At 36.5% G+C, this 15,476-nt stretch carries 15 protein-coding genes; 7 read left to right on the top strand and 8 right to left on the bottom strand.

Annotated elements, in window-relative coordinates; translation table 11 throughout:
- Positions 1–171: 171 nt before the first annotated feature.
- Positions 172–1,608 (top strand): amino acid permease, encoded by a 1,437-nt coding sequence (locus KUA55_RS01000; protein ID WP_218324308.1) that lies wholly within the window; start codon positions 172–174, stop codon positions 1,606–1,608.
- A 110-nt stretch (positions 1,609–1,718) separates the two neighbouring features.
- Positions 1,719–2,420: a DUF554 domain-containing protein gene (locus tag KUA55_RS00995; protein ID WP_218324307.1), complete on the top strand. Its 702-nt coding sequence runs from the start codon at positions 1,719–1,721 to the stop codon at positions 2,418–2,420.
- On the opposite strand, the gene KUA55_RS00990 is transcribed toward KUA55_RS00995, so the two are convergent.
- Positions 2,417–2,830: a GNAT family N-acetyltransferase gene (locus tag KUA55_RS00990; protein ID WP_218324306.1), complete on the bottom strand. Its 414-nt coding sequence runs from the start codon at positions 2,828–2,830 to the stop codon at positions 2,417–2,419. The two genes, KUA55_RS00995 and KUA55_RS00990, sit on opposite strands and share 4 nt — an antisense overlap.
- Positions 2,831–2,855: 25 nt before the next feature.
- Between KUA55_RS00990 and KUA55_RS00985 the strand changes: the two genes are divergently transcribed.
- A complete protein-coding gene (locus tag KUA55_RS00985; RefSeq protein ID WP_218324305.1) occupies positions 2,856–3,557 on the top strand; it encodes a methyltransferase domain-containing protein in 702 nt (233 codons plus the stop codon).
- On the opposite strand, the gene KUA55_RS00980 is transcribed toward KUA55_RS00985, so the two are convergent.
- Together KUA55_RS00980 and KUA55_RS00975 are read right to left on the bottom strand one after the other, a co-directional pair.
- Complete coding sequence (locus tag KUA55_RS00980) at positions 3,554–4,978, bottom strand: MFS transporter (RefSeq protein ID WP_218324304.1); 1,425 nt, start codon at positions 4,976–4,978, stop codon at positions 3,554–3,556. The two genes, KUA55_RS00985 and KUA55_RS00980, sit on opposite strands and share 4 nt — an antisense overlap.
- 91 nt (positions 4,979–5,069) lie before the next feature.
- On the bottom strand, positions 5,070–5,741 hold the full coding sequence (locus KUA55_RS00975; RefSeq protein ID WP_218324303.1) for a Pr6Pr family membrane protein: 672 nt from the start codon (positions 5,739–5,741) through the stop codon (positions 5,070–5,072).
- Positions 5,742–5,868: 127 nt separating this feature from the next.
- On the opposite strand from KUA55_RS00975, the gene pepA reads away from it, so the two are divergent.
- Entirely contained in the window at positions 5,869–6,942 is a 1,074-nt protein-coding gene (pepA, locus tag KUA55_RS00970; RefSeq protein ID WP_218324302.1) for a glutamyl aminopeptidase, read from the top strand.
- A gap of 225 nt (positions 6,943–7,167) precedes the next feature.
- Positions 7,168–9,834, top strand: coding sequence for a cation-translocating P-type ATPase (locus KUA55_RS00965; protein ID WP_218324301.1), 2,667 nt, complete (start codon positions 7,168–7,170; stop codon positions 9,832–9,834).
- Positions 9,835–9,920: 86 nt separating this feature from the next.
- Here the strand turns inward: KUA55_RS00965 and mnmA are convergent, their stop codons facing one another.
- Positions 9,921–11,039, bottom strand: coding sequence for a tRNA 2-thiouridine(34) synthase MnmA (gene mnmA, locus KUA55_RS00960; protein ID WP_218324300.1), 1,119 nt, complete (start codon positions 11,037–11,039; stop codon positions 9,921–9,923).
- A gap of 165 nt (positions 11,040–11,204) precedes the next feature.
- Between mnmA and KUA55_RS00955 the strand changes: the two genes are divergently transcribed.
- Together KUA55_RS00955 and KUA55_RS00950 are read left to right on the top strand one after the other, a co-directional pair.
- On the top strand, positions 11,205–11,585 hold the full coding sequence (locus tag KUA55_RS00955) for a GntR family transcriptional regulator (RefSeq protein ID WP_218324299.1): 381 nt from the start codon (positions 11,205–11,207) through the stop codon (positions 11,583–11,585).
- Positions 11,582–12,958, top strand: coding sequence for a PH domain-containing protein (locus KUA55_RS00950; RefSeq protein ID WP_218324298.1), 1,377 nt, complete (start codon positions 11,582–11,584; stop codon positions 12,956–12,958). Before KUA55_RS00955 ends, KUA55_RS00950 begins: the two co-directional genes overlap by 4 nt.
- A 30-nt stretch (positions 12,959–12,988) precedes the next feature.
- Here the strand turns inward: KUA55_RS00950 and KUA55_RS00945 are convergent, their stop codons facing one another.
- From KUA55_RS00945 to KUA55_RS00930, 4 genes are all read right to left on the bottom strand, one after another.
- Positions 12,989–13,603, bottom strand: coding sequence for a Vat family streptogramin A O-acetyltransferase (locus tag KUA55_RS00945; RefSeq protein WP_218324297.1), 615 nt, complete (start codon positions 13,601–13,603; stop codon positions 12,989–12,991).
- A 50-nt stretch (positions 13,604–13,653) separates the two neighbouring features.
- A complete protein-coding gene (locus KUA55_RS00940) occupies positions 13,654–14,259 on the bottom strand; it encodes a metallophosphoesterase family protein (RefSeq protein WP_218324296.1) in 606 nt (201 codons plus the stop codon).
- A gap of 16 nt (positions 14,260–14,275) precedes the next feature.
- Positions 14,276–14,929, bottom strand: a complete 654-nt coding sequence (locus tag KUA55_RS00935) for a hypothetical protein (RefSeq protein ID WP_218324295.1) — start codon at positions 14,927–14,929, stop codon at positions 14,276–14,278.
- A gap of 153 nt (positions 14,930–15,082) precedes the next feature.
- Positions 15,083–15,430, bottom strand: a complete 348-nt coding sequence (locus tag KUA55_RS00930; RefSeq protein ID WP_218324294.1) for a DUF1831 domain-containing protein — start codon at positions 15,428–15,430, stop codon at positions 15,083–15,085.
- Positions 15,431–15,476 lie beyond the last annotated feature (46 nt).

The following is a 15,476-nucleotide window of genomic DNA, read 5'->3' as shown; positions in this document are numbered from 1 at the left end:
AATTGGAGCAGCCTAGTCTGCTCCATTTTTTTTATTTAACAGTTGACCTTACGATTGTTTTCATGGGAAGATAAAGCGATTCGAATGAGAGGATGTTTCGACTTTGTTGCCATTAAATAAGCCTCCCTGTTTGCTGCTGAAAACTTAGATTAAAATTAAAGGAGCAACTTCATGGAAGAGAAAAAAAGTTTTATTTCATGGCCAGTTTTAGCCATGATGTCTTTTGTTACAGTTATCGGATTTGATGATATTATTTATAATTTTGCCAATCAAGGAATGGGCGTAATTACTTCTTGGGTGATTTTGCTGTTACTTTATGTAATCCCTTATTCATTGATGGTGGGACAATTAGGTTCAGTTTTTAATCATGAAGGTGGCGGCTTAACTTCATGGGTCAGAGGAACTAGCGGCGATCGGTTAGGCTATTTTACTGCTTGGACTTATTGGGCGGCCTCAATTCCTTACGTAGTAGACACAGCCAATGCGGTAGTGGTTGGTTTTGGTTGGGTCATTAACGGGAATGATTCGTTAGAAGAGCAATTGTCTAACTCAATGTTTGCGTTGTTAACTTTTGTCATTTTTTTAATATTTATTTTTTTACAACGTCATTTCAAAAAGTCTTTGGAAGTGTTAAGCACACTAGGTGGTGGGGCAATGTTTATTATGGCGATTTTATTTGTCGTGATGACCTTCACTTCCCTATTTATGCCCAATGGTCATATTGAAACGCAACCAATGAATTTTCAAACCATTTTGCCAAAGTTTAATTTACATTATTTAACAACAATTGGATTATTGATTTATGCCATTAACGGTGCCGAATTGGTCGCCCCTTTTGTGATTCGGATGAAAAAACCAAAAAGAGATTTTCCTAAAGCAATGATTATGTTAACAGTGATGACGATTTTCTTAACGGTCTTTGGTTCATTCTCATTAGGAGTTTTCTTTAATGCCCATAACTTGCCAAATAATTTAAAAATGAATGGTTCTTACTATGCCTTTCAACGTTTGGGAGAATTTTATCATCTAGGAAATACCTTAATGTATATCTTTGCCATTACCCAAATTATTTATATGTGTGCTTTACTGGCAGTTTTATTGGATGCAATGACTCGGATGTTGATCTCTGATACCGGTAAAAAGTATATGCCGCAAGCCTTAACCAAGTTAAATGAGGATGGTTTACCAATCAATGGCTATATTTTAACAACTGCCTTGAGTGCCTTCATTTTATTACTAGGGGTTTTCCTGCCAGAGATGAATGATATTTTCAACTGGCTGTTGAACTTAAACGGAATTATTTCTCCCGGTGTCACTTGTTGGATTTTTTACGCCTTTATCAAAATTCGACAAGATACACAAAAATTTCCTTCCGATTATGTCTTTATTAAAAATGATCGCTTCGCCGTATTTGTCGGTATGTGGTGTTTGATTATTACTGCAGTTGCAACAATTTTTGGGATTTTGCCACAAGATGCCCCTTATGGCTCTTCACTTTTCTGGCACGAATTAATTATTAATATTGTCGGAATTGTCGTTTTAATTGGATTAGGTTTTGTAATGCCGATCTTAGCAAAACGTGAACGTCTAAAAAAAGGTGAAATTTAAATGAGAAGTCCGAAAATTTTTCGGGCTTTTTTGCTATTGCTATGAGCGACAGCTTCATGTTAGTATTGATTTTAATTATTTTCTCATTTTAAAGAAATGAAGGTGTTGGGATGATTCTTTTGGGGTCTGTTGTAAATGGTTTAGCAATTATTGCCGGGAGTTTGTCAGGAGTGGTTTTACGAAATATTTCTGAACAGACGAAAGATACTGTAACAAAAGGAATTGCTTTAGGGGTGATTGCTTTAGCTGTCCAGATGGCGATTACCGCCAAGTCATTTATTCTAATTATTATTGCGATTTGTATTGGTGGCATGATTGGTGAAGGTTTAAAAATTGAAGATGCCATGACAAAATTGGGTCTGTTTTTAGAACGGCGTTTTGCTCGGGGAAATAGCAATTTTGCTGAAGGTTTTGTCACGGCTAGTCTGATTTATTTAATTGGTTCTATGGGGATTATCGGTGGGATTCAAAGTGGTGTGTCTAATGACCACACTACCCTATTTACCAAAGCAGTAATGGATGGTTTTATGTCGATTATGTTGACTGCTTCACTAGGGATTGGCGTATTATTTTCAGCTTTTCCGGTAATTATTTATCAAGGTTTAATCGCAATTTTTGCCAGCATTATCGTGAAATATCTACCACCTGAATTACTGACTCTCTTAATGGATGAAATCAGTGCGATTGGCGGACTGATGATTATGGCGATTGGCTTTAATGTTATGAAATTAACCAAAATCAGAGTCTCAAATTTTTTACCGGCTATTTTAGTTTTAGTCGCTATTTTAACTGTTCAATATTATTATTTTTAAGAAAGGCGTTTTAATAAATAATATTTAGTGATACCGCGAACTGGCACATCTGTTAGTTCTGCAAAAGTTTGATAGCCTTGTTTCAAATAAAAATCTAGCGCCTGATAGCTTTTAGTTGTTAAAGTTATAGTGGTTAATTTTTCTGTGAGTGCATAGGCTTCAACTTTTTCAATCAACTTAGCCCCAATCCCTTGATTTTGTTGCTGCGGCGATACCGCCAACAAGGAAATATGCAGGCTTTCACCAGTAATTTTAGCAGTAACACCGCCGACAATTTGATCGGCTATTTCTGCTGAAAAAGCGATGGTCTGAATAGGCATAGCTGAGACCGCTTTGTTCTGCTGATCAAGCGCTAATAAATCGGTCAAAATCGGTGTTAATTTTTGTGGGGAAATATTGTTTATAATCATTAGAACCTCCAAGAAAGGATAAAAAATGAACGAAAATTTTTGGGATGATTTCGCCGAAGAATACGACGAAATTCAAGCAGCTTCTTTTACAACAATTGAAAAAGATCTCACTGATTTTTTACTCCAAGCAAAAATTTTACCTCAGTCTAGTATACTTGATTTAGCTGGTGGCAGTGGTAGATATATGGCATTTTTTCAATCTTTTACAGAAAGATATCTACTAGTGGATTTCTCAAAAAAAATGATTGAGCTTGCAAAAAAGAAGGCCAACTCAAAGGTTGCCTTCCTGCAAATGGCACAAACGGAATTCTTTCAACAGCCACAACATTTTGATCTCGTTTTTTCAGCGATGAATCCGACTTTAAAAGCTGATGACTTGCCTGCTTTTAATCGTCTCAGTAAAGATTGGTGTTGTTTATTACGGGTCATTGAAGATTCTGACAGCTTATTTAGCCCATTTGAAGCTAAAAATCCCGATTTAGCAATCAATCAAAGTTATAAAAAAAAGCTCGATCAATTACAGATTAGCTATCAAACCAAACAATTTACTTATCAACATAAAGAAATATACGAAAAATCTTTTTTCCATGATTATTATCAAGACGAACTTTCCTCAGAAGATTTGGCGAAACGACTAAACACCGTATTTGGCGATCAATTAACTAAAGAAAATATTCACCAGATTACTTTTGAAATCATCTATTATCAAGTCAAGGGCACGAGTTAATTCTTAAGTGCCCTTTCTTTTTCCCATTTCAATAAGTATAAAGATAAAATAGCCGCAATCAAAGATAATCCAGTCATTAATAAAAAGACATGATGAAAAGCTGTCAAAAAGGTCGTCCCTAATTGAGGCGTGATATATCTTACACCTGGTAATTGAGCAAATAAAACCGTCGAAGCAATCGTAATCCCCAAACTCATTCCAATTGTTCTAAAAAACGAAGTCAAAGAACCTGCCACACCTGTTAAACTTTTATCTACATAGGAAATGGCCAAAGAATTATTAGGCGCCAAAAACATTCCCATACCCACACCATTCAATAAAATTGGCAATAAAACTAGCAGCCAATTAAATTTAAGAGGAAACATTGTATAGCCTATTTGAGAGACGGCTAAGACTAACAAACCGGCAATAATTAATTTTCCTGATCCTATCCGATCAGCTAAACGGCCTGAGATTGGTGAAACAAACAACATCACGCTAGATTGCAAAATCATAATTAAACCAGCAATCAATGGCGATATACCATTGAAACTTTGTAAATAAAACGGTAATAAAATATTCGAGGCAACATTCACCAACATGGCCAAGAATAAAGCGAACATTGAAAAAACAAAAGGTTTATTCCGTAAAATGGTTGGAGAAATCCAAGGTGTTTGACTGTGATCATCTTGCATAAAGGAATAAATTGTTAAAACGGCTCCTAGAATAAAAGCTGCTATACCGACTAAATAGCTTAACTTTGGGTTTTGAAAAAATAAACTACTTATGGACAAAACAATAATTCCCACTGAAAAAATAATTTGCCCGAACCAATTGGCACCAGCTAAAGATTTTTTTACAGTCGCTACCGATATTTTAGGGAAGGTAAAAACCTTCAAACCAATTAAAATAAATAAAATTCCCAAAGGTACATTGATCAAATAAATCAAGCGCCATGAAGTAAAGGATAAAATCAACCCACCGATAGCCGGACCAGAGATGGCTCCTACTGAAATAAACATCGAGGTAATTGCTAATAGTTCGCCACGGTTTTTAGGTGTGGACAATTCTGTCGTAATGCCAATTGAGTTTGCCATTATCATTGCCGAACCAATCGCTTGCACAACCCTCCCCAACAATAATATCGTTAATCCCGGTGCCAATCCGTTCACCAGTGATCCCAATGTAAAAAAAATGCCACCGATTAAGAAAACAAATTCTTTTGAAATCATATCTCCTAAATGACCAAAAGCCACTAACAAAATGGTTGTTGTAATTAAGCCTACTTGAACAATCCAAGTAGCTTGGTTATTGGTTATTTGTAACGCTTGACTAATATTTGGTAAGGCTAAATTGGTACTTTCTCCTGATAAAGATGATAGAAATGAAAACAGACCCAAAACAATAATTGGGCCTGATAGTAATTTGCTTTTGCTGGCCATAATCGAATCCCCACAATCTTTGTTTCCATATTTGATAATCCAAAGTATAGAACCAATCAAGTTTTTTTTCGATTATTTTTGACCCGTCAAATTACATTATTTTTTTATTATTTTTTAACCAACACTTTAAAACTTGTAAATAGCGCCCACTACCGATTTTTTTTAAAGCATAACCGATAATCAATAATAAAAGCAGTAAAGCAAACATATGTACAAAAACCGTTGGCCATCCGAGCAAATCTGCATCCAAATAACTGTATGGATAACACGAAAAACTATTTCTTAACGGTAAGTAAAATGTTGCTCGAACAACTATAAACAACCAATACAATAACGGAAAAATGATCCAGGTTAAAGGTTTTGTCTGTTTAATTTCCGCCTTTGGTACAAAGATAAACCAATCCAGCAACATTAGCAGTGGTAAAAAATGATGCAATAGAAAAATAACTCTTGGATCCACTGTGCTAGGTGTGGTAAAAAAATTATCAGCGACCGAGGAAAGGACAGCTAGCAAAGTTAACTTACCTAATAGATTAGCAGAGACGTCTTTTGAAATAAATTTCCGTTGATATAAGCTTTGAAAAAAACTAGTAAGAACTAAAAAAAGATACGTTAAAAAAATTAAAAAATCACTTTGAATCGTATAAAAAATCAACTGAAAACTATCAAAATCCCCACTTAACATCCCCAGCTGCCAACTCAATCCTACACCACAAATAATTAGTAAAAAAAAACGAAATATATTTTTTGTTATTTCTCTCATCAAATCCTCTTTCTTTTTCTTTATCCTTCTTATTATAACTAAATATTTAAAATAAGGAAGATTATCTAAGTCCTATCCAACCTTTAAAAAAAAGTTTATAATAATTTTGAAAGGGGCGTCATAAAAAATGGATGAAAAAGCATTTCAACGTATCAAAGAGTTAACTGAATTACAGGGAACCAGTGGATTTGAAGAAGACATTCGTAGCTATATGAGAAAAGCACTGACACCTTTAGTTGATGAAGTCGCACAAGATGGCTTGGGAGGTATTTTTGGCTTAAAACATGCTGCTGCCGAAAAACCACGGGTCATGGTTGCTGCTCACATGGATGAAGTTGGTTTTATGCTAACAGAAATTACGCCAAGAGGTTTGTTCAAAGTTACCCCATTAGGTGGCTGGAACCCTTATGTTGTTTCTGCTCAACGCTTTACGCTAAAAACAGCTAATGGAAATTATCCTTGTATCTCCTCTTCCGTTCCGCCGCATTTATTAAGAGGAACTAGCGGTCAAGGACAAATTAAAGTAGAGGATATTCTATTTGATGCTGGCTTTGAATCTCAAGCAGAAGCTGAAAGTTATGGCGTGCGACCTGGGGACACCATCGTACCTCTAGTAGAAACCATTAAAACGGCCAATGGAAAAAATATCATCAGTAAAGCTTGGGACAATCGTTATGGCTGTACAGTCGTCTTAGAAGCGCTAGAAGCTTTAGCCCAAGAAAAACTAGATTATACCTTAGTCGCCGGCGCAAATGTCCAAGAAGAAGTTGGCTTGCGGGGAGCAAAACCAGCAGTCACAAAATTTCAACCAGATTTATTCTTTGCGGTGGATTGTTCAGCAGCTGATGACACTGTCACAACCAAAGGAACTTTCGGACACTTAGGTGAAGGGACACTCTTACGGATTCAAGATCCTGGAATGATCTTATTGCCTCGCCTAAAAGAATATTTATTAGATATTGCGGCAACTCATCATATTCCTTATCAATACTTTGTTTCAAAAGGCGGTACTGATGCTGGCGCTGCCCACACATCAAATCAAGGAATTCCAAGCACAGTGATTGGTGTTTGTGGTCGCTATATCCATACCCACCAAACGATGTTTAGCATTGCGGATTTTGATGCTGCTAGAGAAATGTTGATTCAAGTGTTAAAAGGCTTAGATCAAAGTACCATCGAAACCATCATTGCTGGAAAATAATTAAGAACAAACAAAAACGTTGCGCTCTTAAAAAAATTCCTGTAGTATTCACTTTACGATAAAAGAAGATTCCTTAGGGGAGTAACCGACAACTCGAGTAGTTGTTATGATATCAACAGTAAGTTAACGCATCGCGTTCTCTGGTATCATATGAAATGGTGAGACCTAAGACAAGTAAACATCACTTGTCTTAGGTCTCTTTTTTTATTGAATTGGAGGAATATAATGGAAATTTATCAGAAAAATATCAAAGATTTACAACAGACACTGCAAACATCAGAAAATGGTTTGTCAGTTGCTGAAGCGACTAAAAGACTGGCAGAAAATGGTCCCAATCAGTTAAAAGAACAACCAAAAAAATCTAGTTGGCGACTATTTTTAGACACCTTTAAAGATGCCATGGTAGTAGTACTGTTAATTGTTGCGATTGTTCAAATGGTGATGGGCGCTCACGTTGAATCCTTAGTAATTTTTGCAGTATTATTACTGAACTCGGTAGTGAGTGTGATTCAAACTAAAAAAGCAGAAGGCTCGCTAGATGCACTGAAAAAATTATCGGCTCCTGATGCCGCTGTAATACGTGATCAACAAGAAATTCAAATCCCAGCTAAAGATTTAGTCGTAGGTGATTTAGTTATTTTAGAAGCCGGTGACTATGTGCCAGCTGATGGGCGATTGGTTGAAGCCGGCTCTTTAAAAGTAGACGAAGGGATGCTAACTGGTGAATCGACGCCAGCAGAAAAAGACTTAGCCGTTTTAACTGGCACTTTACCGGTGGGTGATCGTGATAATATGGTTTTTAGTGGCACAATTGTTACCTATGGTCGTGCTAAGTTTTTCGTTAGCGCAACTGGTAGCCAAACTGAAATTGGGCAAGTTGCCAATCTATTAGAGTCTACAACCGAAAGTAAAACCCCACTGCAACGTGGTTTGGATCGTTTCAGTAAAAAATTAAGTTTGGCTATTTTAGCCTTATCGATCTTAATTTTGGTGGTTCAGATTTCGCGTTTATTTATTGGCGGTGCGCCTACTAACTTAACGGAAGAAATTATCAACGCCTTTATGTTTGCAGTCGCGGTCGCAGTGGCGGCAATTCCTGAAGCTTTACAGTCAATTGTTACCATCGTCTTATCACTAGGAACGAAAAAAATGGCTAAACAACATGCGATTATTCGTAAGTTGCCAGCCGTTGAAACTTTAGGATCCACAAGTATTATTTGTACTGATAAGACTGGTACCTTAACCCAAAATAAAATGACTGTGATTGATTTTTATCTAGCCAATGGTCAATCAGGCGAATTTTCTAACGAACCAAAAAATTGGTCTTTTGATGAAAAACGCTTGATCGACATCAGTGTCTTAGCCAATGATGCGTCAATAGCTGAGGATGGTACCAAACTAGGTGATCCAACCGAAATTGCTTTAATTGATTACAGTCAAAAAAATAATCAAGCTTATCGAGAAATTCAAAAAAATTATCCCCGTTTAGCTGAGTTACCATTTGATTCTGATCGTAAACTAATGTCTACTCTTCATGAAATAGATGGACAAAAAATAATGGTGACAAAAGGTGGACCTGATATAGTCTTTCAAAGAGCTAGTAAAATTTTACTAGATGGTAAAGTAGTTCCATTTGATCAAGCTGCTCAGAAAAAAATGCAAGCGCAGAATGAAGCTTTTTCCAATCGGGCCTTGCGGGTATTGGCTTTCGCTTACAAAGAAATTAATCAAGACGAGCTGAACTTTGAAGCTGAAAATGATTTAATCTTAGTTGGTTTACTAGCCATGATTGATCCCCCTCGTAAAGAAGTTTTTGCTGCTGTCAAAGAAGCTCGAGCTGCCGGTATCAAAACAGTCATGATTACAGGTGATCACAAAACCACCGCCGTAGCAATCGCCAAAGAAATCGGGATTTTTACAAATGGTAATCAAGCTCTAACTGGTTCAGAATTAGATCAATTAACTGATGCTGAACTTACCGATCGTCTGGCTGATATTACTGTTTATGCGCGGGTTTCACCAGAAAATAAAATTCGGATTATTCGCGCTTGGCAAGCCCAAGGTCATATCTCTGCTATGACTGGTGACGGTGTCAATGATGCACCGGCTTTAAAACAAGCCGACATAGGGATTGCTATGGGAACTGGAACTGATGTGGCAAAAGATGCCGCTGCGATGGTTTTAACCGATGACAACTTTGCTTCAATTATTAGCGCTGTAGCTGTTGGTCGAAATGTTTTTGACAATATAAAAAAAGCAGTAGCCTATTTATTCGCAGGAAACTTAGGGGCGATTATCGCGATTGTTTTTGCCTTAATTATCGGTTGGGACAATCCTTTTACGGCACTACAATTGCTGTTCATTAATCTAGTCAACGACTCTTTACCAGCTATTGCTTTGGGAACTGAAAAAGCTGAACCAGATATTATGGCAAGAAATCCACGAGATCCTGATAAAGGAATTTTTACTGGCAAAACATTGATTTCAGTGACTTATCGTGGGATTTTGATTGCTGCAGCCGTCATCTTTTCACAATGGTTTGGTAACATGACCAGTCCAGAAATTGGTGTTGCGATGGCTTTTACCACTTTAATTTTTAGTCGTACATTGCAAACTTTTCCAGCACGCTCGAATACTGAGACAGCCATTCAAGCTGGCTTCTTTTCAAATAAAATTGTTTTAATTGCCGTACTGGCGAGTGGCTTATTATTTAGTTTGACATTATTGCCAGGAGTACGAGAAATTTTCGCTATTCCAGCTGATTTCTCCCTTGGAAATATTGGTCTTGCTCTAAGTCTAGCTTTATTAGCTGTTTTCTTAATGGAAATCACCAAGGTATTCTTGAATAAACGTCCGCAAAAAAATTATCAGGCGGCTAAAAATCAACAATAATAAAAAGAGTTGAGCAATGAAGCGCCCCTAGAAAGTTAGCCAAAAAACTAACTTTCAGAGGCGCTACAAAATTCCCAACTCTTTTTTTAGATATATTGCAATTCTTTACTTTCTTTATAAGCGTGGTCAATTAAGCCGCCGCCTAAACATTCCATTCCATCGTAAAAAACAACTGCTTGTCCAGGTGTAATGGCACGAATATGTTCGTCAAAAATAACTTCTGCCCGATTATCTTCCAATAAATGAACCGTCACAGGTAAATCTTCTTGGCGATAACGGAATTTTGCTGTACAACGGAATTCTTTTGGTTTTTCTTCATCCGTAGTAAAGTGAATTTCACTAGCATCCAAGCTAGTCGCATACAATGCTTCATTATGAAAGCCTTGTCCTACATATAATGTATTAGTGGTTAGATCTTTGCCGATTACAAACCATGGATCTTGCGTTTTTCCACCGCCGCCAATTCCTAAGCCTTGACGTTGACCAATCGTATAATACATTAAGCCATCATGTTGTCCTTTGACTTCTCCGTCTAAAGTAACCATGTTGCCTTTTTGAGCTGGCAAATAATGACTTAAAAATTGTTTGAAATTCTTTTCGCCAATAAAACAAACACCGGTAGAATCCTTCTTCTTAGCTGTAGCTAAATCAGCGCGTTCAGCGATTGCACGAACTTCTGATTTTTCCATTCCGCCTAAAGGAAACATTGTTTTAGCCAATTGTGCTTGAGATAATTGACTTAAGAAATAAGTTTGGTCTTTGTTATTGTCCACCCCGCGAAGCATGTGAACGACACCATTTTCATCAGTTTCTACTTGGGCATAGTGACCAGTAGCGACATAATCAGCGCCTAAATCCATTGCATAATCTAAAAATGCTTTGAATTTAATTTCTTTGTTACACATCACATCTGGATTTGGTGTGCGCCCAGCGCGATATTCTGCTAAGAAATATTCAAAAACCCGATCCCAATATTCCTTTTCAAAATTAACCGAATAATACGGTACACCAATTTGGGCAGCCACTTTAGCGACATCTTTGTAGTCTTCCGTTGCTGTACAGACACCATTTTCGTCAGTGTCATCCCAATTCTTCATAAAAATTCCCACCACGTCATAGCCTTGTTCTTTTAAAAGCAAAGCTGTCACGGATGAATCTACGCCGCCAGACATTCCTACGACGACGCGCGTGTTGCTGTTAGACACAGTATCACCATCATTTCATTTAAATTCCGAAAAAATTATCGATTTGAAGGTCGCAACTTTTCAGTAATCTGCATTATACAACAATTTAAAAATAAATTCGAGAGGAAAATTTTTTGACACTTTGTATTATTTGTATTAATATAAATAATACAAGGAGGCATGATTATGATTTTAGAAATCGATCCATTATCAGAAGAAGCGATTTATTCACAACTGAAGCGCCAAATCATTATCGGCATTGCAAAAGGCGAATTAAGTGTTGGCGAACAATTACCGACAGTTAGACAAATTGCTGATGAACTGGGCGTCAATACTATGACTGTTTCTAAAGGTTATCAGCAATTAAAAGAAGCGGGCTACTTAATTGCTGACCGCCGCAAAGGAACAGTTGTTGCACCATTACCAGTGATTACAAAAGAAAATCGTGACGAAAGCCTCACTTTGATTTTAGCGGAATTGGCGCTTTCCGGTATCACAGAAAAAGAATTGCTGGAAAAAGTTGCAACTATTCTATCCAGCTTTAAAAAAGGAGCTGATCAATCATGATGGGAATCATCATTTTTGTCATATTTGTTTTTTGTAGTTTTATCATGGCCTTTACCGGCGGTTTGGCAGCGAAACCTCACAATTATGTAGTGATTGAAAATACCTTTTCACCAGAACATGTAAATGATCCACAAGTCACTACCTTAGCGAAAAAATATCGGAAAAGATTATTTCAAGTGGCAACTATTTACTCATTGATTTCCTTAATCTTTTTTCTACCAATGAAAGACTCTATCTTTATGACCTTATTCTTTCTAGTATTGTATGCTTTAATTGCTAATTTTTACTTTTTACAAATTCGCTACATTCGAAAGATGCACAATTTAATTGTTCAAAATCATTGGGAATTAACCGAGGCACCCGTGCAGATGAATACCCAAACGATTATCGAGAAAAATCGGAAAATAGTTTCAATCTGGTGGTTTGTTGCTGCTCTAATATTAATTATTGCCGGTAATGTTGTTTTGCTTTCCTTTAACCAAGGTTTAGGTATCATTATGTTAATCACTATGTTGGTGACTTGGTTATTATTAATCGTGGGCTGGTACTATATTAAACGTTTACCAGTACGAGCGCTGACTGATGATCAAAAAATTAATCAGCAATATAATGATTTAACCAAATTTTACTGGTCCAGTATGATGGCCGGTATGAGCATCGGCATTACGTTAATGATATTTATTCCTATGTTTAGCATCTATATGAAACCTAGTACCTTCATGATTTTTATGATTGTGGAATTTATATTGATGTTCCTTTTAATTGGTTTTACTCTCTACTGGTTATTACGTTTACGAAAAAAACAAGATGCATTACTGAGTCAAACACCGACATTTCGTTATCGTGGCGATGATTATTATTGGCGCTTTGGACTTTACTATAATCCAAACGATCATCGCTTAATGATTCCAGATCGAGTTGGAATGAATATGGGTGTCAACATTGGCCGTTTGGGAGGTAAAGTCTCGATGGCTATCGTAGGAATTATTTTGGTAGTGGCGATGGTGGGTACCATTGGACCGATGTATTTTTTAGATTATCATCCTAATCCCATGACTTACCAAGTTGAAACCAACGAAATCATTTTAGATGCGCCTTTTTATCCTTCAAAAGAAATTGCCTACAATAATATTGAAAATGTTCGCCTAGTGAAGCAATTACCTGACCACTTTATAAAAACAAACGGTTTAGCAACTGACCACTATGCTATCGGCAATTTTCAAGACAAACAAACAAAAATTTCCATGTTTGTCATTAATAATGATCAACCGATTTTAGAAATTCAAACCAAACAACGCACCTATTATTACACCAATAAACAAGCAAAAAAAACCAGAGATGCCTATCAAGCTATTTTGGCTCATCTGCCCTAAAAAAAAAGCGCTGCGGAAATCCCGCGGCGCTTACTTTATTATCTTGGTTAATTCAGTTAATTGGTTAAAAATTTTCTCCGCCGACCAATCCCACCATTTTAGTTCTTCTAGTTGACTAATTTTTTCTGCTGAAAAACGCGGTTTAATTATTTTAGCCGGATTGCCACCTACAATATGATAAGCCGGCACATCCTTTGTCACGACAGAATTAGCAGCAACAATCGCGCCATTACCAATTTTGACACCTGGCATCACCGTCACGCTTTGCCCAATCCAGACATCATTACCGACAATGGTATCACCTTTAAAAGGTAAATCACTCAGTTCTGGCGTAGCTTTTTCCCAACCATGTCCCATAATGTTAAAAGGATACGTCGTAATACTATTCATCCGATGGTTGGCGCCATTCATGACAAATTCAATCCCACTAGCGATTGCACAAAATTTACCGATGATTAATTGATCCCCTAAAAATTCATAGTGATGAGTCACGTGTTGCTCAAAATTTTCTGGTCCATTCGCATCATCGTAATAAGTATAGTCACCCACAGTGATATTTTTTCGAGTAATTACATTTTTAATAAAGCAAACACTTTTAATCGCTTCATTAGGATAAATTGCTTTAGGATCTGGTCCGTAATTCATCAACTTCACTCCTTAAAAAAAGCACTGCAACCAACTTGCAATGCTTCAATTTATTTTAATTTCTTTATTTCTGCTTCTTTTTCAATAGCGATAACATCGATGAGATTTTCGGAAATTGGTGCCCCAAACGGTAATTTTTCAGGTAATAAATCCCGCTCCGGTGCATCGACACCAACGTTGATATCTTCAGCAATCGGCATACTGTAATGGTGAATGTGCCCATGCAAATTACGGATATTTACTGTTTTACCTAAAAGCATCGGATAATGGGTCAAATAATATTGATGGTGATTAAATTTTACAATCGCACCTACATCATGGAATTCAAATTTATTAGAACCATCTGGCATTAATGGATCGTTGGCTGCTAAAAAATTAAAGAACGCCCGTGAATCGTGATTGCCTTTAATAAAAATAATCCGACCATTTAATTTTAATATTTCCGCTAAAATTTCATCATTTCCCCGTTCATACAACGGATGCATCGCCACGTCGCCTAAATGATAAACCACGTCTTTATCCTTGACTACTTGATTCCAGCCGTCTACCAATGCTTGATTCATTTCTTTCACGGTATCAAAAATACGTGGAGCAAAATCATTGTCCCCCAATAGATTTTCATGGAAAAAATGCGTATCGGAAATAAAGTACTTCATCTCTCTCACCTACATTTTATGACTTAGGTAAGTTATACCCTTGTTTTTTTAATTTATCTTGGTATTTTAACTTCACAATTTCAATCAAGACCGCTACCTGCGATAAATCCTCGATATTATGTTCATCAAAGTCTGAAGTTCGTTGAAAGCCGCTACCAGTGTCTAACACGTGACTTTTTTTATTCCATTCTTCAAATTCCGCTAATGTGTTTAAATTACCAATCGGAAAAGCCATCCCATCCCAAATCTCAGACAATCTAAAGATAACAAATGCTGTATCAACAATCGGCTGCTTTTCATCGCTTGTTCCATGGTGAATTAATACTTTTTGAGGATGAAAAGTTAAATACCAATCCAATAAAACAAAAAAAGCTGGCCAACGATTTGGGTTATCAAACATTTTCTCTGTGTCTTTTGTACACCTAAATAACAAAGGAATCAAATATTTCTTCTTATATTGCCACATCGGTAAAAAATCAACGAAATAATCTAGGTAACGAGTTAAATAACTATTTCCTTGATATTTTCCAACTCGATAATCATCCACGCCATAGCTTTGCAGTTGTTTTGCTAAGCTGGCACAATCTTCTATTGAAATACTCAAGCCTGTTAACAGGCGATATTCAGAAATAATTTTATGATGGGGGACTGTCTTAATCTTATGTACCAAATTCTCACCTTCTCCTAAGATACAAAAGTACGTATCTAAATAACAACTTGAAAACGATTTTGTTATTAAGAGTGTACCATATTTATCTTGCCTTGCCTTCTGATAAACAAAAAGAAATAAATTTTATCCCCGTAAGAATAAAATTTATTTCTCTTATTTTTCACTTTTAGTAAATAAACCCCGATCAATCATGCCATCCATTAAAAAATAAAATTTCTCTTGCACCAATTGATTTTTTTCATCTTTAAAAATATTGAAGGTTTTTAAACCGTTGGCAGTCGTCACTGACATTTTAAAGCCGTTCAATTCTTTGTCGACTGTGATTTTTAATTTGAATCCTTCTTTACTTTGGGGTGTTGCATTCAGCGGCATAACCAATTGAAAATTGCCAGCTTTGGTTTCTTTAAATCCATTGTCTCGCAAAGTATAGCGTTTGGCTTCGGGAGCCAACTTATATTCAAATTTTGCGCCTTCAACAGTATCCATTTGACTGTATCCCATCATTTCACCTCATTTATATTCTTTCATTCTTATTATAGAGATGTTT

It is taken from the genome of Enterococcus alishanensis, from assembly GCF_019218635.1.
Taxonomy (GTDB): Bacteria; Bacillota; Bacilli; order Lactobacillales; family Enterococcaceae; genus Enterococcus_A; species Enterococcus_A alishanensis.
Note: the sequence above shows the minus strand (reverse complement) of the source record. Positions and strands in the feature narration are given on the sequence as shown.

What these genes read in the sequence shown, in the direction of transcription:
- KUA55_RS01000 (WP_218324308.1), top strand. Translation starts at nt 172, where the DNA reads ATGGAAGAGAAAAAAAGTTTTATTTCATGGCCAGTTTTAGCCATGATG.
- KUA55_RS00995 (WP_218324307.1), top strand. Translation starts at nt 1,719, where the DNA reads ATGATTCTTTTGGGGTCTGTTGTAAATGGTTTAGCAATTATTGCCGGG.
- KUA55_RS00990 (WP_218324306.1), bottom strand. Translation starts at nt 2,830, where the DNA reads ATGATTATAAACAATATTTCCCCACAAAAATTAACACCGATTTTGACC.
- KUA55_RS00985 (WP_218324305.1), top strand. Translation starts at nt 2,856, where the DNA reads ATGAACGAAAATTTTTGGGATGATTTCGCCGAAGAATACGACGAAATT.
- KUA55_RS00980 (WP_218324304.1), bottom strand. Translation starts at nt 4,978, where the DNA reads ATGGCCAGCAAAAGCAAATTACTATCAGGCCCAATTATTGTTTTGGGT.
- KUA55_RS00975 (WP_218324303.1), bottom strand. Translation starts at nt 5,741, where the DNA reads ATGAGAGAAATAACAAAAAATATATTTCGTTTTTTTTTACTAATTATT.
- pepA (WP_218324302.1), top strand. Translation starts at nt 5,869, where the DNA reads ATGGATGAAAAAGCATTTCAACGTATCAAAGAGTTAACTGAATTACAG.
- KUA55_RS00965 (WP_218324301.1), top strand. Translation starts at nt 7,168, where the DNA reads ATGGAAATTTATCAGAAAAATATCAAAGATTTACAACAGACACTGCAA.
- KUA55_RS00955 (WP_218324299.1), top strand. Translation starts at nt 11,205, where the DNA reads ATGATTTTAGAAATCGATCCATTATCAGAAGAAGCGATTTATTCACAA.
- KUA55_RS00950 (WP_218324298.1), top strand. Translation starts at nt 11,582, where the DNA reads ATGATGGGAATCATCATTTTTGTCATATTTGTTTTTTGTAGTTTTATC.
- KUA55_RS00945 (WP_218324297.1), bottom strand. Translation starts at nt 13,603, where the DNA reads ATGAATTACGGACCAGATCCTAAAGCAATTTATCCTAATGAAGCGATT.
- KUA55_RS00940 (WP_218324296.1), bottom strand. Translation starts at nt 14,259, where the DNA reads ATGAAGTACTTTATTTCCGATACGCATTTTTTCCATGAAAATCTATTG.
- KUA55_RS00930 (WP_218324294.1), bottom strand. Translation starts at nt 15,430, where the DNA reads ATGGGATACAGTCAAATGGATACTGTTGAAGGCGCAAAATTTGAATAT.